The organism is Corynebacterium propinquum DSM 44285 (assembly GCF_000375525.1).
Taxonomy (GTDB): Bacteria; Actinomycetota; Actinomycetes; order Mycobacteriales; family Mycobacteriaceae; genus Corynebacterium; species Corynebacterium propinquum.
The window spans coordinates 18,284-41,980 of the sequence record NZ_AQXC01000007.1; the positions used below are offsets into that span (position 1 = coordinate 18,284).

Consider the following 23,697-nt stretch of genomic DNA (forward strand, 5'->3'; position numbering starts at 1 on the left):
TATGCCCAACCACCCGTCGGGATCGCGCCCAGCCACATACCCAGCTACACGCCCAGCCACCCGTCGTGCGCGCCACCGCATTCCGGAAGCACCGAATACCGTGCTGCGCTGGTATCACCACGCGCTGGGCCTGCTTTTCGGCCTGATTATCACGGTGATCACCGCAGGAAAACTCAACTCGAGCGACTGGGGCTCGCTGTGGATCGCCGGGCTATTGGTGCGCGATGGCAATCGTGAGCACCTGTACAACATCGATGAACGCGATTTCGCGCTACCGCAAGGCGAGGTGTGGTTTGAGACCATTGCCGCCTCGGATGTCTCGTCGTTTCCGCACCCATTCGTGCACGTTCCTTTCGTCGCCGATGTCATGAGCGTGGCCGTGCGCATCATGAGTTTTGATATCTCGGTGTTGCTGTTGACGGTGGCTTCCGGTTGGGCGCTGGTGGTGTTGTTGGCTTCCGCGTGGTTTTTCTGGTTTACAGAAGAAATCCCCATGGTTGTGCTGCTGGCGGGCATCCTGCTGGGCTGGGTCTCGGCCGCGTTTCAATCATCGCTGTATCTCGGGCAAACTAGCCCGCTGATTTTCGCCGGTGTCGCGTATGGGTTAGCAGCCGTCCAAGTGCACCCGGTGCGTGCCGGTCTAGCACTAGGGGTGGTGGCCTCGATCAAGCTGACCCCGGTGATCGTGGTGTTGATTTGTCTGTTTTTCCCACGCGCGCGCAAGGCTGGGTTGGTGGCAATGGCTGTAGGCATGGTCGCGGTCGCGTATTCCATCGTGATAGCCGGCTGGGATGTGTTTATGACGTGGCGCGAAACCTTACAAGAAATCAATGCTGCTGCATTGGTGGCCCCGGTTAATGGTGCTTTTGCGTCACAGATCAGCACCCATCTTGTCGACGACGACAGCTTGCTCGTTGCCATCATCAACGATCCACCTCTGGTCACCAGCCTGGTGCCACGCCTAGTCACCATCGTCCTAGTCGCTGTGGTGGTCTATGCCGCGTGGCGTTCGCACGAGCCGTGGAAAATTGCCACCGTGGGTATCTTTACGACGCTGACGGCTACCAGCGGCATCTTGTGGGACCACTACACGCTCATTGCGCTCATGCCGCTGCTGGGAGTAGTTGCTCGCGGGCAGGGCCGGATTATTTATGCTGCTCCGCTGCTGGCATTTTTTGCTTTCCCGCCGCTGGCAGCAAGTGATTCTGATCTGTGGTTCCCGTGGTCTGCGCTGATCATTCTGGTGGGTGCGGTGATTGCTTTGTGCGTCGCGGAATTACAGCGTGATGAACCGAAGCCGGAGCGCAGGCGTTGGCGGGCCAGTCTCCAGTGATTTGTGTGTTCACGCTAGACTGGCAACGAAAACGGTGGCACGCCCACACGCCGTGGCACGCCCACACTCCGAGTCGCTAAAGGAAGTGCAATGCCCAGAGTCGTAGTCAATGTCATGCCCAAGCCCGAGATCCTCGACCCGCAAGGCAAAGCCGTGTTGCAGGCCCTGGGCCGCATCGGTGTGACGGGTGCCAGCCAGGTGCGCCAGGGTAAGCGTTTTGAACTCGATGTCGACGAGACCGTTACCGAAACCGAAATCCAGGCTGTGGCAGAAAAACTCCTGGCCAACACGGTAATTGAAGATTTTGAGATCGTCATCGAAGAACGCGACGTTGCGCAGGACGATGCGAATAACACCCGGGGTGAGCGTTAATGAGCCCAACCATCGGTGTCATTACCTTCCCGGGTTCGCTTGATGACGTCGACGCTGCCCGCGCTGCCCGCTTAGCCGGTGCCAACGTGGTGGAGCTGTGGCACGACGACAACAGCCTGCACAACGTCGACGGCGTCATCGTCCCAGGTGGATTCAGCTACGGCGACTACCTACGTTCTGGCGCGATTTCTGCGTTGTCGCCAGTCATGCAGGCCGTGATCCCAGCCGCGCGCGAAGGCATGCCGACGCTCGGTATCTGCAACGGCTTTCAGATTCTGACCGAATCTGGCTTGCTGCCAGGCGCGCTGACCCGCAACCAGCACCTGCACTTCCACTGCGTGGACACCTACCTGGAAGTAGCGAACGCTAATACTGCGTGGACGAGCGAATACGAGCAGGGGCAGAAGATCCTGATCCCAGCCAAGCACGGCGAAGGCCGCTTCCAAGCCGACGCTGCCACCATTGAGCAGTTGGAAGAAGAAGGCCGCGTCGTCTTCCGCTACACCGACAACTTCAACGGCTCGATTAACTCCATTGCGGGCATCACCAATGAGGCCGGCAACGTCGTCGGCTTGATGCCGCACCCGGAGCATGCTGTTGAAGCTTTGACTGGGCCTTCTGTCGACGGCCTGGGCATTTTCCGTTCCGCACTCAACGCTTTGAGCGCCGAGAAGCTCTAAGGAGATACACCCATGGCTCACGTCGCCAATGACGCTGCTGCGAAAAAAGTCGCCAACGATACCGTCGAACAAGCCCAGCTCAACCCTGACCAGGAACAACCCTATGCCGCACTGGGGCTAAAAGACGACGAATACGCGCGCATTAAAGAAATCCTCGGCCGTCGCCCCACCGATGCCGAGCTGACCATGTATTCGGTCATGTGGTCGGAGCACTGCTCGTATAAATCCTCCAAGGCGCACCTGCGCTACTTCGGTGAGACCATGACCGAGCAGATGTCGGAAAAGATCCTCGCCGGTATTGGCGAAAACGCCGGTGTGGTGGATATCGGGGACGGTAACGCGGTGACCTTCCGCGTGGAATCCCACAATCACCCGTCGTATGTGGAGCCGTACCAGGGCGCTGCGACCGGTGTCGGCGGCATCGTCCGCGACATCATGGCGATGGGCGCACGCCCGATTGCCGTGATGGACCAGCTGCGTTTTGGCCCTGCAGAAGCACCGGATACCTCCCGCGTGTTGCCTGGCGTGGTGCATGGCATCGGCGGTTATGGCAATTCTTTGGGCTTGCCGAATATCGGTGGCGAGACCGTCTTTGATGAATCCTATGCGGCCAACCCGCTGGTCAACGCGCTGTGCGTCGGCAAGCTGAAGGTGGAAGACCTGAAGTTGGCTTTCGCTTCCGGCAAGGGCAACAAGGTGATGCTGTTTGGTTCGCGCACCGGCCTGGATGGCATCGGTGGCGTGTCCGTGCTGGCTTCGGAATCCTTCGACGATGGCGCAGAGCGCAAGCTGCCTGCCGTGCAGGTCGGCGACCCGTTTGCAGAAAAAGTGTTGATCGAATGCTGCCTGGAGCTTTACCACGCGGGCACCGTCGTCGGCATCCAAGACTTGGGCGGTGCGGGCCTGGCCTGTGCTACCTCTGAGCTGGCCGCTGCCGGTGACGGCGGCATGGAAGTCAACCTGGATGCGGTGCCGCTGCGCGCAGAAAACATGACTGCCGCAGAGATCCTGGCCTCGGAATCCCAGGAGCGCATGTGCGCGGTCGTGGCACCAGAAAACGTGGAGCGCTTCCGCGAAATTTGTGCGAAGTGGGATGTCACCTGTGCCGAAATCGGCGAGGTTGTCGACGGCAAGCACCTGGTGATCCGCCACGGTGGCGAGGTTGTCGTGGATGCTCCGGCTTATACCATGGCCGATGAAGGTCCGGTGTACGAGCGCCCATATGCCCGCCCGGAATGGCAGGATGAGCTGCAGCAGTTCCGCGGCGTCGACAAGCCAGCCGGTGCCGACTTGTTGGCGGCCTGGAAGAAGATGCTGGCCTCACCAGCGTTGTGCTCGCGCGATTTCATCACCGAGCAATACGACCGTTACGTGCGAGGCAACACCGTGGATGCATTGCACTCGGATGCTGGCGTGTTGCGCATCGACGAAGACACCCACCGCGGCGTGGCCGTGTCCGCGGACTGCTCCGGCCGCTACACCAAGCTGGACCCGAACATGGGCGCGCGCCTGGCGCTGGCGGAGGCCTACCGCAACGTCGTGGCCAAGGGTGCCACGCCGGTAGCGATCACCAACTGCCTGAACTTTGGTTCCCCAGAAAACACCGATGTGATGTGGCAGTTCCGCGAGGCCGTGCACGGTCTTGCCGACGGCGCCGTGGAGCTGAAGCTGCCAGTATCCGGCGGCAACGTCTCCTTCTACAACCAGACCGGCGAGGAACCCATCTTGCCAACACCCGTGGTGGGCGTACTTGGCGTGTTTGACGACGTGCGCAAGGCGATTGGGCACCGTCCGGAAGCCGGCCAGAAGCTGGTGCTGCTGGGCGCGACCAAGGAAGAATTCGGCGGTTCCATCTGGCAGCAGGTCACCGGTGCTGGTTTGAACGGCCTGCCACCGCAGGTGGATTTGGCTAATGAAGAGCGCCTGGCTGCCGTGCTGAGCGCTGGCGAAGCTGCTGGTATCACCGCAGCACACGATCTGTCCGAAGGCGGATTGGGCCAGTCGCTGGCCGAGATGTGCTTCGATGGCGGCGTCGGCGCGCAGGTGGACTTGTCTGCCGTACACGCTGATGCCACCACGGCTCTGTTCTCGGAGTCGGCCTCGCGCATCCTGGTAGCCACCAACGATGTGGAGGCCACCCTGGCAGCGGCCAAGCAGGCAGGCGTTCCGGCTGCGGAAATCGGTGCCACTACCGAAGAGCGCACCATCAAGGTCGCCGAAGGCGTGAGCGTCGGTGTCGACGAGTTGCGCGAAGTCTGGGCGGCTACGCTGCCTGGTTTGTTTGGTAATGCCACCGGGGCAAACTCTGTTCTTGACTAAGAGCTAGCGCTCCGCATTACATTAGAGCTCGGCATTCCCGCCACGGATTGTGTTCTGCAGAAACTGTGTGGACCTTCCGCGGCGGGATTTTCCTCGTCTCAAACTCGTCTAAAATAAGGGGCGTGAAAAACAATGCCTCGTCTGTCTCGCACGCTGTGAACCAGGACGGCCATGACCGGGGAAATCAAGACTGGCAAAGCCATGACCGGGAAGGCCTGGTCCAGCGCACTTTCTTCATGGTTGATCGTGGCCCACGCCCGGCCACCCGAGGTTGGTTCCATTCTGCGGCGGCCATCCTTATGCTGGCTGCCGCTAGTGTGCTCACGACGTTTTCGTGGATGCGCTTGGAATGGTGGCAAGCCCTCGGCGTTACCGTCTATGGCTGCGGTTTGATCGCGCTGTTTGCGGTCTCTGCGCTGTATCACCGCATTCCGTGGGGTAGGCAGAAAACTGTGCAGGCTTGGCGTCGGGCTGATCACGCCATGATCGCGGTGTTCATTGCCTCGACTTACACCCCGTTTTGCCTGATTGTGTTGCCGCAGTCGTGGTGGCTTTTGGCCATCGTCTGGGGCGGTGCGATTACCAGTGCGGTGATGAAATTCTTCTGGCTTTCCCGTCCACGCTGGGTTGATGTGGCTATTTATGTGACCTTGGGTTGGTTGATTGTGCCGCTGGTATCTGAATTGTGGACCAACGCCGGACCTGCCGTGGTGTGGCTGCTCTTGGCTGGTGGCGTGGTGTATACCGTCGGCGCGGTGGCTTATGGTTTGAAATGGCCGGGCCGTAACGCACGGATTTATGGCTATCACGAGCACTTCCATACGGCGACGATCATCGCGGCGATTTTCCACCTGGTGGCGGTGTGGATCATCGTGGCCAGTGCGTAGCCCTGAAAAGGACATGGGCTTTCCCGAAGACTGGCAGTTATTGCCAGTGTGGAGCTCTTAAAAAAGATTTTGAGGTCAAACTCTGTGAAAAAACCTGACCCTGCCAAAGCTCGCGCGGCAGTCCTCGCTATTGCGGATTGGATCGCAGCCGATTCCCCCGAGGGTGCACGTGCGGCCGGCATTGCGCAACCGAGTCGTTCTCAGCTTGCCGACGCCGTGCGCTACACCGCGCGTCTACTCGCCGCCGATGCGCCCGGGCATAGCGTCGAACTGCGGGTACCACCGTTTGTGGCGGTGCAGTGTATTGAGGGCCCCCGGCATACTAGGGGAGTGCCGCCCAATGTGGTGGAAGCCAGCCCGCATGCCTGGTTGCGTTTGGCCACAGGCCACGGCAGCTGGGATGCGCTGGTGGCTCAGGCAGACACGACGGCGTCGGGTACGCGGGCCGGTGAAATCGCGCAGTGGATGCCCATCATCAGGCTCTAGACAGGCTCTAGCCAGGTTTTAGTGCGGCGCTAGCTGGGAGCTAGGTGAGCTCGAGGTAGGCGCGTAAAAAATGCTTGTTAGCGGTTTATAGCGCCAACCGTTATGATGAACTGCGTGGTAGCCAACACGTTTACTGACCATGCTGAGCACAATGATTTCGACGATCACGGCGAAACCGAACCACGCGAAGAATGCGGCGTATTCGGAGTATGGGCGCCGGGCCAAGAAGTCTCGAAGCTAACCTACTTTGGCCTCTACGCCATCCAGCACCGTGGCCAAGAAGCCGCTGGTATGGCCGTCGGTGGGGAAGATGGCTTGCTCGTGTTTAAAGACATGGGCTTGGTCTCGAATGTTTTTGATGAATCCTTGCTTGAATCATTGCAGGGCGATGTTGCTATCGGGCACAACCGTTATTCCACGGCCGGTGGCAAGGAATGGGCCAACGTGCAGCCGATGTTCGGCACTTCCAAGCACGGCCAAGATGTCGCATTGGCTCACAACGGCAACCTCACTAATTATTTGGAACTGCGCAGCATGGCCGAAGAGCGCGGATTGATTACCGAGGGCGATACGTCTTCGGATACTGCCGTGATGTCCGCTCTGCTTGCCGACGGCGTCGGTGACGATAATTCCATTTTGGATTCCGCTGCGCGCCTGTTGCCACATGTGCAGGGCGCGTTTTCGTTGACGTTTACCGATGGCAATACTCTCTATGCGGCGCGTGATCCGCATGGTGTACGCCCGTTGGTGCTGGGGCGCCTGGAGCGCGGCTGGGTCGTGGCTTCAGAAACGTGTGCATTAGATATTGTTGGCGCGCAATTCATCCGCGAAATTGAGCCGGGTGAGTTGATCGCGATTGACGAAGCCGGCTTGCGTACCCAACGTTTCGCAGAAACCAAGCACAAGGGCTGTGTGTTCGAATACGTCTACTTGGCGCGCCCGGATTCCACGATTCGGGGCCGTAATGTGAACGCGACGCGCCTGGAGATCGGCAAACGCCTGGCACAGACGCATCCTGCCGACGGTGATTTGGTGATTCCGGTACCAGAATCCGGCACCCCGGCCGCGGTGGGCTATGCCCGGGAATCCGGCATCCCGTTTGGTCAGGGTTTGGTGAAAAACGCCTATGTGCAGCGTACTTTCATTCAGCCAACGCAGACTTTGCGCCAGTTGGGCATTCGGTTGAAGCTGAATCCGCTGCGTGAAGTCATCGAAGGCCAGCGTCTTGTAGTTGTGGATGACTCGATTGTGCGCGGTAATACCCAGCGCGCGCTGATCAAGATGTTGCGGGAAGCCGGCGCGGCGGAGGTCCACGTGCGTATCGCCTCGCCGCCGGTGAAGTGGCCATGCTTCTACGGCATTGACTTCGCCACTCCTGCGGAACTGATTGCGAATATCGGCGGTGATGATTCCCTGGAAGGCATGACAGAAACCATCCGCAACGCCATCGGCGCGGATACATTGGGCTTTGTCTCTATTGATGAGATGGTTGCTGCCACCGAGCAGCCAGCAAATCAGCTGTGCACCGCGTGCTTTGATGGGAACTATCCCTTGGGCTTGCCAGAGGGCAACTCGAATGCCGACGCCGTGCGTACGCTGCTCAACAGCGCTGAGAGTGCTGAGTAGCCAGACTGTTTGCTGCGGCGCTGCATTGCTCCGCAGAATACACCCAATAAAAGGATAGATTGAGATTATGATGAATTCTTCCCAGGCTGGATCGCAGCCGGATTCCCCCACCTATGCCGATGCTGGCGTCAGCGTCGAAGCTGGCGAGCAGGCCGTCGAACTGATTAAGCCACACGCTAAGCGCGCGACCCGCCCAGAGGTCCGCGGTGACCTCGGCGGTTTCGCTGGCCTATTCGCATTAGGTAAGTACCGCGAGCCGCTGTTGGCATCCGGCTCGGATGGCGTGGGCACCAAGCTGGCCGTGGCCCAGGCAATGGATAAGCACGACACCATCGGCATTGATCTGGTGGCCATGTGCGTTGATGACCTCATCTGCTGCGGCGCGGAACCACTGTTTTTGCAGGACTACCTGGCCATTGGCAAGGTGTACCCGGAAAAGGTGGCCGATATCGTTGGCGGCATCGCCGAAGGTTGCGTCACCGCTGGCTGCGCACTGTTGGGCGGCGAAACCGCCGAACACCCCGGCGTCATGGGCGAAAATGATTATGACGTTTCCGCCACTGCCGTCGGTGTTGTTGAAGCCGACGACGTTCTGGGGCCAGAAAAGGTGAACGAAGACGACGTCGTGATCGCCATGGCCTCGTCCGGTCTGCATTCTAACGGCTACTCACTGGCGCGCCACGTCCTGCTAGAGCAGGCTAATCTGCCACTTGATGGGCACGTAGAAGAATTCGGCCGTACCTTGGGCGAAGAACTACTGGAACCGACTCGCATTTACGCCAAAGACTGCCTGGAACTGATGTCGGAATGTTCGGTATCGGTATTCTGCCACGTCACCGGCGGTGGTTTGGCGAAAAACCTGGAGCGCGTCATCCCAGAAGGCTTGGCCGCTGATGTGTACCGCACCACCTGGACACCGGGGCCGATCTTCAAAAAGATTTCCGAAACCGGCAACGTCAGCCTCGATGCCATGGAAGAAACCTTCAACATGGGCGTGGGCATGATCGCCGTCGTCGCACCAGAAGACCGCGACCGCGCACTCGCCGTACTTACCGCGCGCCACATCGACGCCTGGGAACTGGGCACGGTTCGTGCTGCAGAACAGGGTGAGCCACGCGTCGTCATGCACGGCGAGCACCCACAGCTCTAAGCCACAGCTCTAGTGGTTCTAACCCCGGCGGGGGATAGCCCCCGCCGTCTAGCACACGCAAAAACTACCCTTACCGGAATCTACAGCGGAAACTGTAGCGGCCGGAAAGGGTAGCGGGGTAAAACTCAAGTATTAAGCCCGATATGCGTGGTACGCACAATGGGCCTAGCGATTAGTCTTCGCGGTAGTCAGAGTCGTACTCGTCGTCGGAGTCCTCAGACCAACCGCGTCCCGGCGGTTGAGAAGCGAGCTCTTTCTGGAGCGAGTCCAGATCCATTGCTGGGGAGTTGTACTTCAGCTCCCGGGCAACTTTAGTCTGCTTTGCCTTCTGGCGTCCTCGACCCATAGCCATGACCCCCTTTGGGTTAAGGGCAATCCAGGGAATTCGGATGCCCCATCTGCTTTTCTATTCGTCCTGTGTTACAGGATAGAGCAAAACCGCAAAAAATTCTGCACCGGGGGAAAACTAACGTCCGCGCAACTTGTTAATAGCCGCCCTACCAGCCTTTTCGCCTTCTTCAACCGGGATAGATTCCGCATCAATACTTGCAGCGACATCACCAATGTTGACTTGTCCTGCATCCAGCGCGGAGCGTTTCACGATGCCGAGTGCGATCGGCCCATAGTCGCAATCATCAATCACGGTGCCGAGCGTGCCGACGCGTCGACCCTTCGCCTGAATCTCCGCACCCGGGCTCGGCATCGTCGGAGCCGAACCATCCAAGTGCAGCAATACCACCAGCCGCGGGCTGCGACCCAAATTTTCTACGCGGGCGACGGTTTCTTGTCCGCGGTAGCATCCCTTTTCCAGGTGCACGGCACCGATGCGTTCCCCGCGCCCAATCCAATGCGGAATCTCATGCGGGATGGATTTTTCATCCAGATCAATTGCCTCTGGCTCGAGTGCTTTGACTCGCTCGGCGGTATAAGCCATCAGCCCGATAAGCTGCAGTCCGGCACTCTCGAGCTCCTCGACGGCTGCTTCCAGCTGCTCCCGCGGTACCGCGATATCTGTGCGGTTGGTTTCCCACAAACCAGTGGTTGGTTGTGTGCTCGCGGTCGAACCGAACCCCGCGCCGCCAGAATTTTTCGTCGAAACCGTGCGCGAATATAGCGTCTGCGAAGGCAGTTCGATATCCACCGGGCCGCCGAGCACGGTGATGATTGCCAGGTCGGCTTCCTCAATGCTCACTTGCGACCAGAAGATCATCTTCTGCAAGAAATCCCGCAGGGAGTCGAACTGGTTGGCTTCGCAGTCGAGGTAAAAAACCAATCCCGCAGATCCTGCAGATCCATCGGTGTCAGCGGTTTCGGCGGAGACAGTGTCAGCGCCAGTTGCAGCGCGAGCATCTTTTTCGGTGGTCACCGCGATATCCATGGTGTGCAGAATGCGGCCCTGCGTATCCAGATCCAATGCGGACCCGGACCAACCAGCGGAAACGTCGTCCAGTTTTTGCGAAAGCAAATTATGCAAAAACGCGGCGGCTTCCGGGCCGGATACTTTTAACACGCGGCGGTGGGAACGATCCACGATGGCGCCGGCGGATTCAATGGCGCGCTGTTCGCTCAGCGGCTCACCGTAATGCCAGGCCACACCGGTGACATCCGGGTGTGGTGGATCCTCCTGATAAGCCATGGCATCCGGACGGTTCAGCAGTACAGAACGGTAATGCGTAGTCACACCACCATGGTAGCGCTAGATCCTTGGCATAATCCATGACATGTGTGAGCAATCTCCAGCAGCGCCGTTGACACCGGTGGTCTATACCCTTGATACGGGCGCGGGAACTTTCCGCCGCCATGATCCAGCGCAACCGGTGGTCTTCTGGGACGATGCCGCGGTGACCAGGGGCGAAGCGGTTTTTGAGTCTGTGCTGGTGCGTGCTGGGCGTGCGGCGAATCTGCAGCGACACCTGGACCGCTTGCAGCGTTCTGCGCAGCGCTTGGAATTGCCGGTACCGGAACGTGAGCTTTGGGCACGCGCGACAAAGGCGGCGGTTACTGATTGGCAACAGCACCTCGCTGAGGCAGGGCAGCGGGCAGGGGCGCTTGCCGACGCCAGCGGTGTCGATATCGGCGGTGTTGATGCCAGTGATGTCGATGCGAAATGCACCTGGACCTATTCCCGCGGGCGGCAATCTGTTGCTGCACGTGGGATGCAACCAACCGCCTGGCTGGTGATCGCCCCAGTAACCGAATCTGTGCTGCGCCAGCGCCGCGAGGGAGTACGCGCGCAATTGGCCCCGCGCGGCTGGACGACGACGGTGGGGGCGAAAACCGTGAACTATGCGGCCACGATGTCTGCGTTACGGCAAGCACGCGGCTTCGACGACGTGATCTTCGTGGAACCCGCCATCGGTTCGTCGGAACGCGAAACCCGCGTGCTAGAAGGCGCGACCTCCACGGTGGTTCTGGTGCTCCGGGACGACGGCGTCGGCGTCGGCAAGCGCCGCTTGGTTACCCCTGCGGGAGATGTGCTGGCGGGTACCACGGTCGATGCTCTATTCGAGTATGCGGCAGCCCGTGGCTGGAGATGCGAAAACCGCCCGGTTACAGCAGGGGAGCTGTACCAGGCGGAATCGGTGTGGTTGATTTCCTCGGTGCGGATCGCCGCGCGAGTGACCAGATTGGGCGGGCTTGAGGCAACTGGCGGCGATGCCGACGTCGTAGAGCTACCGGCCCCAGAAAATCACGCGGAAATCCGCGCGCTGATCGAACAAGCGCTCAGCCTCTAGCAACCGCCAGTAGCAGTAGCAGTGGCTGCAGCAGCAGCGACCGATCAGGGCCGATCAGGGCCGTCCGTTAACCGGCCACGCGCTGCAGCTGCGCCGACATATACGGTGCCAGCTCGCCGTCGGTGACTCGCTCGTCGACCCAACCCAGGTCATTATTCGGCATCAGGCCGTACAAACGCTTACCAGGACCCAGTGTTTTCGGGCCGGTCTCGGTGACCATGGTGGAAGCAGATTGCAGCTCCCAAGAACGCTCATTGTGTGGCTGCCCGTACATGATCTCAACGATGCCGTCAGAAGAGGTATACGTCAACTCCATGGCATCCTTGTTGTCGATGCGCAAGTAGCCGGTTTCGCGCCGGGAAGCGCCGGCTGGCTTGCCGTTTTCATCAATGAACCAGGTGCGGGAATCGTACTTCACGTGGTTTTCGCCGTTGTGCGAAAAGATGATTTCTTGGCCAAAAGTGTGCTGGCCATCGGCAGTGACCGCCTGGCCTTCACCGCGCCACACGCCAATCAGGGGCAGCACGCCCAGCAGGCCGTCGTTCAGATTTGGCCCGTAACGTAGGTTTGCCGTGTCATCCGGGACTGGTAGTTTGCCCAGGCCGGTTTGCGGGATGTTCTTGTCCGCGGTTTTCTTCGCCTGTTTCTCGGCTAGATTGATGGCCTCGTTGCCATCCAAACGCATCTGTGGATCTACTTTGTCGTTTGCGTCTTTCTGGTTTTTCGGGGTGTTCTGCTCCTCGGATGTCATAACCGTCAATTCTACCGTGCGATCGGCTACTCTAGTCATTCGTGCGCATCCTGTTAATCGCTAATCCAAATTCGACGAGTCAAACCAATGAACTGTTCCGCCGCATCATCCCGCTGGTGCGCAGTATTGATGATTCGCATTTGCTCACCAAGTTCACCCACTACGCCGGGCACGCCGAGGATATGACCCGCGGGTTGAGCCGCGATGATTTCGACGTGGTTATCGCGGTCGGCGGTGATGGCACCGTCAACGAGGTGGTCAACGGGTTGCTGGGTAAGGTGGGCGACGACCGTCGAAAAGCCTCTGAGGTTCCTGCATTAGCGGTGATCCCGACTGGGTCGGCGAACGTATTCGTGCGCGCGCTGGGCTACCCGCGCGATGCCGTGCACACCACGGAGCTTGTGGTGGGCCACATTAAGCAGAATCTGCGCCGACGCATTCGCTTGGGCACCTGGAACGACCGCTGGTTTGCCATCAACGCGGGCATCGGTATTGACGCCGACGTGCTACACAACATCGACAAACTCCGCGAACAAGGCTTCGCCGCCACTCCGCTGCGCTACTTGCGCATTTCCTACCAGGCGTGGCATCGCATCCTGAATGCGCCGCCGAAAATCAGTGCGCACGCAGAATCCGCCGAGGGACAAACCCAGCACATCGACGAAGCCCCACTCGTGTTTGCTTCGAACACGAACCCCTGGACCTTTTTGGGCCCATTGCCGGTGGTCACCAATCCGCGCAACTCCTTCGATAAGGGGCTGGGAACATTTGGGTTGACAGACCTGAAAGGCTTCGGTGGCTTCGTCGGCTTACTGCACTTGTTTGGCGCGGACGAAAAGGGCCGGTTGAATAAGTTCACCGATGCGCGCACGCTGCGTTTTGACGATGCCACGCGCATCACCCTGGAATGTGACACGGAGCTGCGTTTTCAGGCCGACGGCGAAACCCAGGGCAAGCTGAAAACCGTGGAACTCAACAGCATCCCGGATGCCATCGAGGTGTTCTCGCCAGAAGAAATCATCCCGGTGCAGCAGCGCGGTGTGTGGGCCGTGGTGCGCGATTTATTCCGGATCTAACGGTTGCCAGCACTACCGACCGGGGTGAGGTATTCCGGCTGCACAATCACGTTATTGCGTACAGCCTCGAACACGATGGAACCGCCTTCCAGATACACCGCATCTGCGGCTCGGTCTAACGGCAACGTGGTGGTATCCACGGTCAGATCAAAGGCTGCCAGCGCGTCGTCGTCCGCATCATCCGGGTGTACCGACGAGCTGACAATTTCTTTCGGCCGCAGTTGAAACTCATCACCGACCAACCGCAACGTGGCCAGCACGGATACCTGCTCATGGAATCCCGGCGGACGCCCCTGAAACACGGCCTCGGTTGCGGTGCCACCACCTGGGGAAATATTTTCCGGATGTGAGATCGTCAGATCCTTCATGTCTAGCCATTCACCCATCGCCACGCCATCCAAACGCAGCGTGCGTCGCATAGATTGCGCTTTCGCACCCACAAAATCGCCCGACCACACCTGATTCGGTTCAGCGCTTACCCCCTGCAGCGTGACCCCAGTGTTGACCATGCCGACGCCGTCCACATCGACATCCAGCGCGGATACCCCGACAACGGGCACCTGGGCCGAACCCAAAGCCTGCAGATAGGGAATCCCGCCAACATACACCGATGGTGGCGTGGCTAGCTCATGCCCGGCCTCGGGCGCGTAAGTCTCGTATACCGCATCAGAGATTGTGCGTTCCACATTCGATGCCACAGCAGTATCACCAATCCAGGCGATGCCCACTACACCCGCGAGACCCAATGCCCAGGCCACACGGCGGGCAGTTGTGCGCTTGACGACGATCGACGACATTCCTCATTCATACCGCATTAGGGTGGGGGCATGACTAATTGCGATCGTTTACGGTTCCAACTGACTACTCTTGCCGACGACACGCTTGCAGAAGAAGATCTGTCCGGGATCGCACAAGACGGCGCTGGGAAAGACAGCGTTACGACAGCGAAAGACATTGTTCCCGCGACGCGCGAGGCCGCTGAGAAAATTGCGCAGGACGCAGAATCTACCGACGGTTTTGCTCCACTGTCCGAGCAGTTCGTCGCGGGGCTATCGGATACCCGCGTTGGCCACCAGCACGTGCTGGTTTTTCTTGACGACGAGCTAGTGGGGCTGGCAGGCCTGGATGGCTGGAAACCTGCCGGGGCCGGGGCCGATGCGGATGCCGGTGCCGGTGGAGACAGTGCTGACGGTGCAAACAGTGACGCGAACGGTGACGTGAATGCGGAGATGGTGATCGCTCCTAGCCATCGCGGCCAAGGATTTGGCACGTGTTTGTATCAGCATCTGCGTGAGCTCGTCGGCACGAGCCTGCAAGTCTGGGCACACGGACAGTTGCCGGCGGCCGAAGCGATCGCGCACAAGCAGCAGTTGGAAATTGTCCGCCACCTGCTGGTGATGTCCGTGACTGGCGCGGCCTTGCAGAAATCCGCTGAACCGGGCGAGACCCCCGACGGTTTCGTGGCCGCGAATTACCCGGATTCGGTAGAACGATTCGGCACCGAGCATGTAGAAAACAGCTGGATAGAGGCGAATAACCAGGCGTTTTCCTGGCACCCTGAACAAGGCGGTTGGGATACGGACCGGCTGCATCGCGCCATGGAGGCCGACTGGTTTGATCCGCACGACGTGATCTTTTTGTGGGACGATGCTGCCGAGGGCGTCGACAAGCGTCCTGCGCAGGCAGGTTTTCACTGGACGAAATGGCACGGGGCTGCCGAAGATTCCGCGAAAGCCGTCGGTGAGGTCTATGTGATTGGGCTGGCTAACGCGTATCAAGGCCGTGGCTTGTCTGGGCACCTGCTGCGCCGGGGAATTAAACAAATGGTGAACAAAGGGGCAACGGAAGTCATCCTGTATGTCGAAAAGGATAATGAATCGGCCGTGCGGGTGTATGAAAAGTCCGGTTTCGACATCGCGGAAAACCACGTGGTCTATGCCGCTAGCAGCGGAAACGGTGCTAAGAACTAGCGGTTGTGGTCGGTTTTTCACCCGACCATAAAGGTTTCCAGAGACTTCACACGAAGTCCATAGTGATTTTCCTTCCTGGTTACATACGTCTCTTACTGTGAGTTTTTGTGAGCGCGGCAACGTGTTTAAGAACTACCGCGTGAAGAACTACACAGTAATCCAGGAAGGTTCCCATGACTTTGACCAACCGCACCGCTTTTTCCCGTACTGCTATTGCCCGTAACAAGCTGCGGCAAGCTTCTGCAGCACTGGGAGCGGTGGCTTTATCGGCATCGTTGATCGCATGCTCGGAAGTAGATGAAGCTGCTAGCACTGCCGACGATGCCGACGATAGCGATCACACCGCCACCGGCGAGCTCATTGGCGAGGGTGCATCCTCCCAGCAAAACGCGATGGATTATTTCGGCGTGCAATTCAATTCGCTGACTGATGCCACCCTGGCCTACAACCCGACCGGTTCCGGTTCCGGGCAAACCGAATTCATCGCGGGCAATGTGGATTTTGCCGGTTCTGATTCACCGCTCAAAGACGACCAAGTACAGGCCGCTGCCGATCGCTGCGAAGGCAACGATGCATGGCACCTGCCGATGGTCATCGGGCCGGTCGCCATTGCCTATAACCTGGAAGGCATCGACGGAGAGCTGAACCTGCCAGTAGACACCGTCGCCAAGATCTTTTCCGGCGAGATCACCAGCTGGGATGATCCAGAAATCGCCGAGGCCAACCCGGATGCGGAACTGCCAGATACCAAGATCACCGTGGTATACCGGTCGGATGAATCCGGTACCTCGGATAACTTCCAGAAGTTTTTGACTGCCTCGACTGGCCACTGGGATTCTGCGGGCAAGCAATTCCCGCAAAAGGTCGGTGAGGGTGCGAACGGCTCCAGCGGTGTCGCCAGCCAGACCGGATCCATTGATGGCGCCATCACGTATGTGGAATCCGGATTCGCGGAACAAACCGGCCTGGGCATAGCCCGCCTGGATTTCGGCTCCGGCCCGGTAGAACTGAGCGAAGAATCCGTGGGGGTGGCCCTCGATAACCTGAAATTCACGGGCGCGGAAGGCGACGAAGCTCCGCACGATATGGTCGTTGATTCCGATGCCTTGTTCGCTTCTGACGACGAAGGTGCATACCCGCTGATTCTCACCACCTACGAGATCGTCTGCTCGGATGGCTACGACGAAGAAACCGAAACCCAGGTGAAGGATTTCCTCAACGTCATGCTGGAATCCCAGGATGAGGAGTTGGCAGCCTCTGGCTACATCCCGGTGACCGGGGAGCACTTGCAGCGTCTGCATGATGCGGTTGATGCCATTGGTGCTGGCTCGGGCGCTAGCGCTGGTTCTGGTGCGCAATCCTAAGATCCCGAAGCTTTAAGAAAAGCCCGAAGCTGTAAGAAACGAGAAAGCATCCGATAATGTCGCAGGCACGAACACGCATCGGCGACCGGGTTTTCCGCACCGCATCGTCGACGTCGGCGCTGCTGATGACCTTGATGATCGCCGCCATCGGCATCTTCTTGGTTCTGCAAGCGGTCCCGGCACTGAACCGCAATACCGAGGGCTACCTCGGATTCCTCACCTACGGGCGGGATTGGGTAACCTCCGATCCGCAAGAGATGACCTTCGGCATTGCCTCTATTCTGGGGTCCACGGTGCTGATCTCCGCTTTGGCGCTGCTACTTGCCATGCCGGTTGCGCTGGGCATCGCGATTTTCCTATCCAGTTATGCCCCCGCCCGAATGGTCAAACCCCTCGGATTTTTGGTGGACATGCTGGCCGCCATCCCATCGATCGTGTATGGCCTGTGGGGCTGGCAGGTGCTCGGGCCGTTCTTGTCAGATTTCTATGACTGGCTACACGGCTGGGCCGGCGGGTTTTTCCTGTTCACCGTCTACCCAAACTCACCGTCATTTGTGACCGGACGCAATATTTTTACCGGTTCGGTGGTTTTGGCAATCATGATCCTGCCGATCATCGCCGCCACCGCCCGCGAAATCTTCCGCCAAACCCCGGCGGGCCAGGTCGAATCCGCGTTGGCATTGGGTGCCACACGCTGGGAAGTAGTGCGCATGACGGTGCTGCCATTTGGTTTCTCCGGCTATATCTCCGGCTCGATGCTGGGCCTGGGCCGCGCACTGGGGGAAACCATGGCGCTGTACATGATCGTCTCGCCGCTCACAAAATTCCGTTTTTCGCTTTTCGACGGCGGCACCACGTTTGCCACCTTGATCGCGAACGCCGCGCCAGAATTCTCTAATCCGTTGCGCGCCGGGGCGTATATCGCTGCTGGTTTGGTGCTGTTCATTCTCACCTTCGTGGTTAACGCGGCGGCACGTTCACTGGTGGTGTCGAAATCCACGGCGAAACCGAAATCGAAAAAGGGTGCATCATGACGCCAGCAACTCTAGAAACTGCCGGACTTTCACAAAAACGCCGAACCGCCGACACAATCGCCACCATCAGTGTGTGGCTGGCAGTGGTCATCGTGTTGATCCCGCTGGTTTGGGTGCTGTGGGAAGTAATCTCGCGCGGATTGCCCACAATTCTCGATGCCGGCTGGTGGCAGTATTCCCAGCGCGGTATCCGCTTGCACGATATCGGCGGTGGCGCACTGCACGCGATCGTCGGCACGCTGGTCCAGGTGGCCATCGCTTCGCTTATTTCCATCCCCATCGGCATTTTGACCGCGATTTACCTGGTGGAATATTCCCAGGGTGGCCCACTGGCGCGCTTGACGACGTTCATGGTGGACATCCTGTCCGGTGTCCCCTCCATCGTGGCCGCGTTGTTCGTCTACGCGCTGTGGATTACGGTTCTGGGATTCGAGCGTTCTGGTGCTGCCGTAGCGCTGTCGCTGGTGTTGTTGATGATCCCGATCGTGGTGCGCAATTGTGAAGAAATGCTGCGAGTGGTGCCCATGGAGCTGCGTGAATCCGCGTATGCACTGGGTGTTCCGAAATGGAAAACCATCGTGCGCATCGTATTGCCTACCGCGATGTCTGGTATCGGAACCGGGATCGTGCTCGCGATTGCGCGCATCATGGGTGAATCCGCTCCGGTGCTGATCCTGGTGGGGTCTACCTCGTCGTTGAATATCAATCCATTCGGTGGGCCGCAATCCTCGCTGCCACTGATGATGCTGGATATGTACAAAGCCGGAACCTCCGATGAGGTAGCCGCGAAACTGTGGGGCGCTGCGTTGACCCTGGTGCTATTCGTTGCCGTGCTCAACGGCATCGCCCGGCTGATTTCCGCCAAATTCTCTGTGAAAACCTCCCGCTAACCAAAGGTGATTAATTCTCATGTGTGATCCGAAGCTCGTGCTGGATGATGTCAACATTTACTACGGTGATTTTCACGCGGTACAAAACGTCAACCTCACGATCCCCGCGCAAGCCGTTACGGCGTTTATTGGGCCGTCTGGCTGCGGCAAATCCACCGTGCTGCGCACGCTGAATCGCATGCACGAGGTCATCCCCGGCGCGCGTGTGGCTGGCAAGATTTTGCTGGACGGGCAGGATATTTACGCTCACAACGTGGACCCGGTGGCGGTACGCATGAATGTGGGCATGGTGTTTCAGAAGGCGAACCCGTTTCCGACGATGTCGATCGAAGAAAACGTGGTTGCTGGTTTGAAGCTGGCTGGGGTGAAAGATAAAAAGCGTTTGCGTGAGGTGGCAGAGAAATCATTGCGCGGGGCGAATTTGTGGGAAGAGGTCAAAGACCGCCTGGATAAGCCCGGCGGGGGACTATCTGGTGGTCAACAGCAGCGTCTGTGTATTGCGCGCGCCATTGCCGTGGAGCCAGAGGTGTTGTTGATGGATGAGCCGTGTTCGGCGTTGGACCCGATTTCGACGCTGGCGGTGGAAGATCTGATTCATGAGTTGAAACGGGATTACACGATTGTTGTGGTCACCCATAATATGCAGCAGGCGGCGCGTGTATCGGATAAAACCGGATTCTTTTCTTTAGAAGCGACCGGGAAGCCGGGGCATTTGGTGGAATTTAGTGACACGAAAACGATCTTTGAAAACCCGGGCAAGAAAGAAACCGAGGATTATATTGCGGGTAGGTTTGGCTAGCCGCCTGAAACCAGAAACAACCTTGGTTAATCTCGATTAATCTTGGGTAACCTAAGATAGGGCCGCGGTCACAATGACCGCGGCTATTTTTGTTGCCGCTGACAGGCCTCAATCGATGTTGAACTGCGAGCTCAAAAAACCTTCGGGTAGTTTTCCGGTGGCCAAAAAGACGATGCGTGCGCACACATTGACGCAGTGATCGGCATAGCGCTCGTAATAGCGAGCCAGCATGGCCACATCCACGGCCGCGCGTGAACCATGTGCCCAATCATCGGCAGTGGTCAGTGCCAGCAACGTGGCATTGAGCTTGTCGACGGCGTCGTCATCATCATTCATTGCCGTATCAATCCCGCCTGCAGGATCTTTCAGGATTGCGTTGGTTTGTTGCGCCATGTCGTCGACAAGCTCAGCTAGCTGCGCGAAATCCGGGGTGACTGACTCCGGTACCACGCGCTCCGGTGAACGGCGCAGCACCGCTGTGGCGATGTGCGTGGCAAGGGCCGCCATGCGTGTGAAATCCTCCACGATATAAATCGAAGAAACCACCTGGCGGAGTTCCGAAGCAACCGGGCCTTCCAAGGCGAGCAGCTCGAAAGCACGGGCTTCGCTGCGCTCGCGGATCGCATCCAGATCCTCCGTGCGAGCGACGGCCTGGGCAGCGAGTTCTTGTGCGGCTTCTGGCTGCGCCAACAACGCCTGCGAAGCCAAGTCCATCACCTGGTGGACGGTGTCGCTGAGTTCAACGATGTCATTGGCAAAATTATTTAGTGTGTCTCGATATGCAGTACGCATAGATACGAGACTAAAAACACAAAGTTGCCACGAGATTACCCCGCGGCTGGCAGAACGTGAAGTTCGGGAAAACTCTTGGTTATCCCCCGGAATTGATTGCCTCCGCACCGGCAAGCGCGCGGGCATCATCTTGTGGATCATCCAACCAACCCTCTGGCAGCGCCACCTTCGACGGGGAGCCTTGGCGTCCGCGGGCGCCGTCGGCGTCGTCGGCAAGCGCGTCAGAGTCTGCCCAGGGAGCTAGCTCGTCGGCAAGACCCGCCAGGCTCGACACCTTGGATAGGCGCGCCCGGACCTCACCGCCAACTGGGTAGCCGCGCAGGTACCAACCCATGTGCTTGCGCAGATCACGGCAGGCTCGCTGTTCACCCTGGTGCTCAGCGAGCAATTCCGCGTGCCGGGTGATGATGCCGGTGAGTTCACCTAAAGTTGGTGGGGCAGGGGGCTGCTCGCCGCGCAGGTGGGCAGACAGCTCAGCAAACAGCCACGGCCGACCCAAACACCCACGCCCGATGACGACGCCGTCGCAGCCGGTGGCTTCCATCATCGCCGAGGCATCCGAGGCCTTGAAGATATCGCCATTGCCCAGCACCGGAATTCCCGTGTGCGCCAGGTGTTGTTTCAGCGCGGCGATCTGTTCCCAGTCCGCGGTGCCGGAATAACGTTGCGCGGCGGTACGCCCGTGCAGCGCGACTGCCTGGGCACCTTCCTCCACGGCGATACGGCCGGCGTCGAGATGCGTGTGGTGTTCGTCGTCAATGCCGACGCGGAATTTCACGGTTACGGGGATATCGGTACCTTCGGTGGCTTTGACCGCGGCGGCCACGATCTGGCCGAACAACCGGCGCTTATACGGCAAGGCAGCACCACCACCGCGCTTGGTGACCTTCGGCACCGGGCAGCCGAAGTTCATATCAATGTGATCAGCCAGGTTCTCCTCGACGATCATCTTCGCAGCCTTATAGGTCCATTCCGGATCCACGGTATACAGCTGCAACGAACGCGGAGATTCTTCCGGCGCGAACGTCGTCATGTGTAAGGTTTTTTCGTTACGCTCAGCCAACGCGCGGGCGGTGACCATTTCGCAGACATACAAACCAGAAACCGTGCCGGTTTTCGTGATTTCTTGCTCGCGGCAGAGACGTCGAAAAGCGACATTGGTCACCCCAGCCATGGGGGCGAGGACGACGGGGGAAGAAAGCCGGTGGGGGCCAATTGTTAAGCTCACAGGCCCTATTGTGCTCAACGTTGGGAAATACGCCAAACGGCCACCGGTGCGATCATAAACGCGGTGATCACGAACTATGACGTGGATCTATTGGGGCTATGAGCTGTATTAGTATTCATCATGAACACAATCACAGTGACCTCCGCTATACTGTGGTGTCAGAAGCGCTACGCAGAAACTGAGTCCTAGCCCCCATGTGGGAATCTGGGCTCTAACGCCTGCACAGCGTGCACTCAACACGAACGCGAAGTTCACAACCTAACGAAGTTCACAACGTTCAGAACAAGGAGAGATTAACGTGGCTGACCGTATCCTCAACGAATTCTTCAAAGACAAGATCGTTTCCGCTGAACAGGCTGCGGAGCACGTCAACAACGGCGACAAGATCGGAATGTCCGGCTTTACCGGCGCTGGCTACCCGAAGGCCGTTCCTACCGCTATTGCCAACAAGGCGAAAGCAGCCCACGACAAGGGCGAAGAATTCAAGATCGATCTGTTCACCGGCGCTTCCACCGCGCCAGAGTGCGACGGTGTGCTGGCAGAAGCCAATGCCATTAACTACCGCACCCCTTATAACTCTGACCCGAACCTGCGCAAGCAGTTCAACGCTGGCGAAGCCAAGTACCAGGACATTCACCTGTCCCACCTGGGCCTGCAGGTTGAGCAGGGCTTTTTTGGTCGCTTCCAGGTAGCTGTTATCGAGGCCACCAAGATCACCGAAGACGGCAAGATCGTGCCATCGTCTGCTGTGGGTAACAACCTGGAATGGATCGACAACGCCGACAAGGTCATCATCGAGGTCAACTCCTGGCAGTCCGAAAACCTCGAGGGCATGCACGACATTTACCAGATTCCGCGCAAGCCAAACCGTACCCCAGTGCCGATCGTCAACGTGGGTGACCGTATTGGTTCCCCATACATCGAGATTGACAAAGAAAAGGTTGTCGCAGTCGTCGAAACCGATGCGGCAGACCGCAACGCCCCATTCAGCGAGCCAGATGAAATCTCCGAGAAGATCGCCCAGAACTTCCTGAAGTTCCTGGAAGCTGAGGTTGAAGCGGGACGTCTGGAATATGATCAGTTCATCCTGCAGTCTGGTGTCGGTAACGTGCCTAACGCCGTGATGGCTGGCCTGCTGGACTCCAAGTTCGAAAACATCACCGCGTACACCGAGGTTATCCAGGACGGCATGCTCGACCTGATCGACGCCGGCAAGATGACCGTGGCCTCGGCTACCTCGTTCGCTTTGTCCCCAGAATATGCGGAGAAAATGAACGAACAGGCAGAGAAGTACCGCGAGCACATCATCCTGCGCCCACAGCAGATCTCTAACCACCCAGAGGTCATCCGCCGCATGGGCCTGATCTCTTCGAACGGCGCGATTGAAGCCGACATTTACGGCAACATCAACTCCACCAACGTCATGGGCTCCCGCGTCATGAACGGCATCGGTGGCTCCGGTGACTTCACCCGTAACGCCTACATCTCGACGTTCATCTCCCCATCCCAGGCCAAGGGTGGTGCGATCTCCGCGATTGTTCCATTCGCCTCACACATCGACCACACTGAGCACGACACCATGGTCTTCATTACCGAGTACGGCTACGCCGACCTGCGTGGTCTGACCCCACGTGACCGTGCTGAGAAGATGATTGCGATCGCACACCCAGATTACCGCGACGAACTGCAGGCATACTTCGACCGTGCTATGAAACAGCAGCACGTCCACACCCCGGTTGACCTGGAAACCGCCTTCGATTTCCAGCGCAACTTCGAAGAATACGGCGATATGCGCGGTAAGCAGGACTAATTCCGGACTAATTCCGAGCCCTTACTGGTTGTCTAGCTGCAACTAGCGTCTGCCGGGCCCTGTTGGGCCGCTGCCTGACACCCCAAGCTAGCGTGCTTTCCGCACCTAGCTGGGGTGATTTTTAATTATGTTTGGCATGTATTAGCATAGTGAGCTGTTGGGCCTTTAGCTCAGTTGGTAGAGCTGCGGACTTTTAATCCGAAGGTCGCGGGTTCGACCCCCGCAGGGCCCACATAACGCGCACAACCCCGGTCAGGAAATTGACCGGGGTTGTGTCGTGTAATCCTCAGACAACGGGATGCCTGGGACGATGGCCTGCCTGAACCATACTGGCTTTGATTCCGAAGATTCTGTGATGCTGCAAGGAGTCACCGAAGGGTGGATCTTTTTCGTGT

At 58.6% G+C, this 23,697-nt stretch carries 22 protein-coding genes and 1 tRNA gene; 17 read left to right on the forward strand and 6 right to left on the reverse strand.

Going from position 1 to position 23,697, the window contains the following annotated elements:
* The first annotated feature begins 1 nt into the window (after position 1).
* The 8 genes from B142_RS0106905 (at position 2) to purM (ending at position 8,853) form a co-directional block, all read left to right on the forward strand.
* Entirely contained in the window at positions 2 to 1,333 is a 1,332-nt protein-coding gene (locus B142_RS0106905) for a glycosyltransferase family 87 protein (protein WP_018120819.1), read from the forward strand.
* Positions 1,334 to 1,423: 90 nt separating this feature from the next.
* A complete protein-coding gene (gene purS, locus B142_RS12170; RefSeq protein WP_049149862.1) occupies positions 1,424 to 1,705 on the forward strand; it encodes a phosphoribosylformylglycinamidine synthase subunit PurS in 282 nt (93 codons plus the stop codon).
* Positions 1,705 to 2,385 (forward strand): phosphoribosylformylglycinamidine synthase subunit PurQ, encoded by a 681-nt coding sequence (gene purQ, locus B142_RS0106915; RefSeq protein WP_018120821.1) that lies wholly within the window; start codon positions 1,705 to 1,707, stop codon positions 2,383 to 2,385. Before purS ends, purQ begins: the two co-directional genes overlap by 1 nt.
* Positions 2,386 to 2,397: 12 nt before the next feature.
* Positions 2,398 to 4,704, forward strand: a complete 2,307-nt coding sequence (gene purL, locus B142_RS0106920; RefSeq protein WP_018120822.1) for a phosphoribosylformylglycinamidine synthase subunit PurL — start codon at positions 2,398 to 2,400, stop codon at positions 4,702 to 4,704.
* Between the two features lie 155 nt (positions 4,705 to 4,859).
* On the forward strand, positions 4,860 to 5,591 hold the full coding sequence (gene trhA / locus B142_RS0106925) for a PAQR family membrane homeostasis protein TrhA (protein ID WP_018120823.1): 732 nt from the start codon (positions 4,860 to 4,862) through the stop codon (positions 5,589 to 5,591).
* A gap of 84 nt (positions 5,592 to 5,675) precedes the next feature.
* Positions 5,676 to 6,077, forward strand: a complete 402-nt coding sequence (locus B142_RS0106930) for a sterol carrier family protein (protein ID WP_018120824.1) — start codon at positions 5,676 to 5,678, stop codon at positions 6,075 to 6,077.
* A gap of 102 nt (positions 6,078 to 6,179) precedes the next feature.
* Positions 6,180 to 7,703, forward strand: coding sequence for an amidophosphoribosyltransferase (purF, locus tag B142_RS0106935; RefSeq protein ID WP_018120825.1), 1,524 nt, complete (start codon positions 6,180 to 6,182; stop codon positions 7,701 to 7,703).
* 67 nt (positions 7,704 to 7,770) lie between these two features.
* The gene (gene purM, locus B142_RS0106940) at positions 7,771 to 8,853 is read left to right on the forward strand and encodes a phosphoribosylformylglycinamidine cyclo-ligase (protein ID WP_018120826.1); all 1,083 of its coding nucleotides are present in this window, start codon (positions 7,771 to 7,773) and stop codon (positions 8,851 to 8,853) included.
* A gap of 172 nt (positions 8,854 to 9,025) precedes the next feature.
* On the opposite strand, the gene B142_RS0106945 is transcribed toward purM, so the two are convergent.
* Both B142_RS0106945 and ygfZ read right to left on the reverse strand, forming a co-directional pair.
* Positions 9,026 to 9,199, reverse strand: a complete 174-nt coding sequence (locus tag B142_RS0106945) for a DUF3073 domain-containing protein (RefSeq protein WP_081604949.1) — start codon at positions 9,197 to 9,199, stop codon at positions 9,026 to 9,028.
* A gap of 120 nt (positions 9,200 to 9,319) precedes the next feature.
* Positions 9,320 to 10,489, reverse strand: coding sequence for a CAF17-like 4Fe-4S cluster assembly/insertion protein YgfZ (gene ygfZ / locus B142_RS0106950; RefSeq protein ID WP_051067314.1), 1,170 nt, complete (start codon positions 10,487 to 10,489; stop codon positions 9,320 to 9,322).
* An 85-nt stretch (positions 10,490 to 10,574) separates the two neighbouring features.
* On the opposite strand from ygfZ, the gene B142_RS0106955 reads away from it, so the two are divergent.
* Positions 10,575 to 11,588: an aminodeoxychorismate lyase gene (locus tag B142_RS0106955; protein WP_018120829.1), complete on the forward strand. Its 1,014-nt coding sequence runs from the start codon at positions 10,575 to 10,577 to the stop codon at positions 11,586 to 11,588.
* Positions 11,589 to 11,655: 67 nt separating this feature from the next.
* On the opposite strand, the gene B142_RS0106960 is transcribed toward B142_RS0106955, so the two are convergent.
* Positions 11,656 to 12,339 carry a heme-binding beta-barrel domain-containing protein gene (locus B142_RS0106960; protein WP_018120830.1) on the reverse strand — a complete coding sequence of 228 codons (684 nt, stop codon included), beginning with the start codon at positions 12,337 to 12,339 and terminating at the stop codon, positions 11,656 to 11,658.
* Between the two features lie 41 nt (positions 12,340 to 12,380).
* Here B142_RS0106960 and B142_RS0106965 point away from each other — a divergent pair, with 41 nt between their 5' ends.
* Entirely contained in the window at positions 12,381 to 13,415 is a 1,035-nt protein-coding gene (locus tag B142_RS0106965) for a diacylglycerol/lipid kinase family protein (RefSeq protein WP_018120831.1), read from the forward strand.
* On the opposite strand, the gene B142_RS0106970 is transcribed toward B142_RS0106965, so the two are convergent.
* Entirely contained in the window at positions 13,412 to 14,212 is an 801-nt protein-coding gene (locus B142_RS0106970; protein ID WP_018120832.1) for an LmeA family phospholipid-binding protein, read from the reverse strand. The genes B142_RS0106965 and B142_RS0106970 overlap by 4 nt on opposite strands.
* A gap of 30 nt (positions 14,213 to 14,242) precedes the next feature.
* Here B142_RS0106970 and mshD point away from each other — a divergent pair, with 30 nt between their 5' ends.
* From mshD to pstB, 5 genes are all read left to right on the forward strand, one after another.
* A complete protein-coding gene (gene mshD / locus B142_RS0106975) occupies positions 14,243 to 15,385 on the forward strand; it encodes a mycothiol synthase (RefSeq protein WP_018120833.1) in 1,143 nt (380 codons plus the stop codon).
* A gap of 173 nt (positions 15,386 to 15,558) precedes the next feature.
* Positions 15,559 to 16,749, forward strand: coding sequence for a phosphate ABC transporter substrate-binding protein PstS (gene pstS / locus B142_RS0106980; RefSeq protein WP_018120834.1), 1,191 nt, complete (start codon positions 15,559 to 15,561; stop codon positions 16,747 to 16,749).
* A 56-nt stretch (positions 16,750 to 16,805) separates the two neighbouring features.
* Positions 16,806 to 17,783, forward strand: a complete 978-nt coding sequence (gene pstC / locus B142_RS0106985; RefSeq protein WP_018120835.1) for a phosphate ABC transporter permease subunit PstC — start codon at positions 16,806 to 16,808, stop codon at positions 17,781 to 17,783.
* The gene (gene pstA, locus B142_RS0106990) at positions 17,780 to 18,673 is read left to right on the forward strand and encodes a phosphate ABC transporter permease PstA (protein WP_018120836.1); all 894 of its coding nucleotides are present in this window, start codon (positions 17,780 to 17,782) and stop codon (positions 18,671 to 18,673) included. Before pstC ends, pstA begins: the two co-directional genes overlap by 4 nt.
* 19 nt (positions 18,674 to 18,692) lie before the next feature.
* The gene (pstB, locus tag B142_RS0106995; protein ID WP_018120837.1) at positions 18,693 to 19,472 is read left to right on the forward strand and encodes a phosphate ABC transporter ATP-binding protein PstB; all 780 of its coding nucleotides are present in this window, start codon (positions 18,693 to 18,695) and stop codon (positions 19,470 to 19,472) included.
* Between the two features lie 108 nt (positions 19,473 to 19,580).
* On the opposite strand, the gene B142_RS0107000 is transcribed toward pstB, so the two are convergent.
* Together B142_RS0107000 and dusB are read right to left on the reverse strand one after the other, a co-directional pair.
* On the reverse strand, positions 19,581 to 20,264 hold the full coding sequence (locus B142_RS0107000; protein ID WP_018120838.1) for a phosphate signaling complex PhoU family protein: 684 nt from the start codon (positions 20,262 to 20,264) through the stop codon (positions 19,581 to 19,583).
* Positions 20,265 to 20,343: 79 nt separating this feature from the next.
* A complete protein-coding gene (dusB, locus tag B142_RS0107005; protein WP_026167929.1) occupies positions 20,344 to 21,492 on the reverse strand; it encodes a tRNA dihydrouridine synthase DusB in 1,149 nt (382 codons plus the stop codon).
* A gap of 298 nt (positions 21,493 to 21,790) precedes the next feature.
* On the opposite strand from dusB, the gene B142_RS0107010 reads away from it, so the two are divergent.
* Positions 21,791 to 23,302, forward strand: coding sequence for an acetyl-CoA hydrolase/transferase family protein (locus tag B142_RS0107010; protein ID WP_018120840.1), 1,512 nt, complete (start codon positions 21,791 to 21,793; stop codon positions 23,300 to 23,302).
* Positions 23,303 to 23,461: 159 nt separating this feature from the next.
* A tRNA-Lys gene (locus B142_RS0107015) sits at positions 23,462 to 23,534 on the forward strand.
* The last annotated feature ends 163 nt before the right edge of the window (positions 23,535 to 23,697 follow it).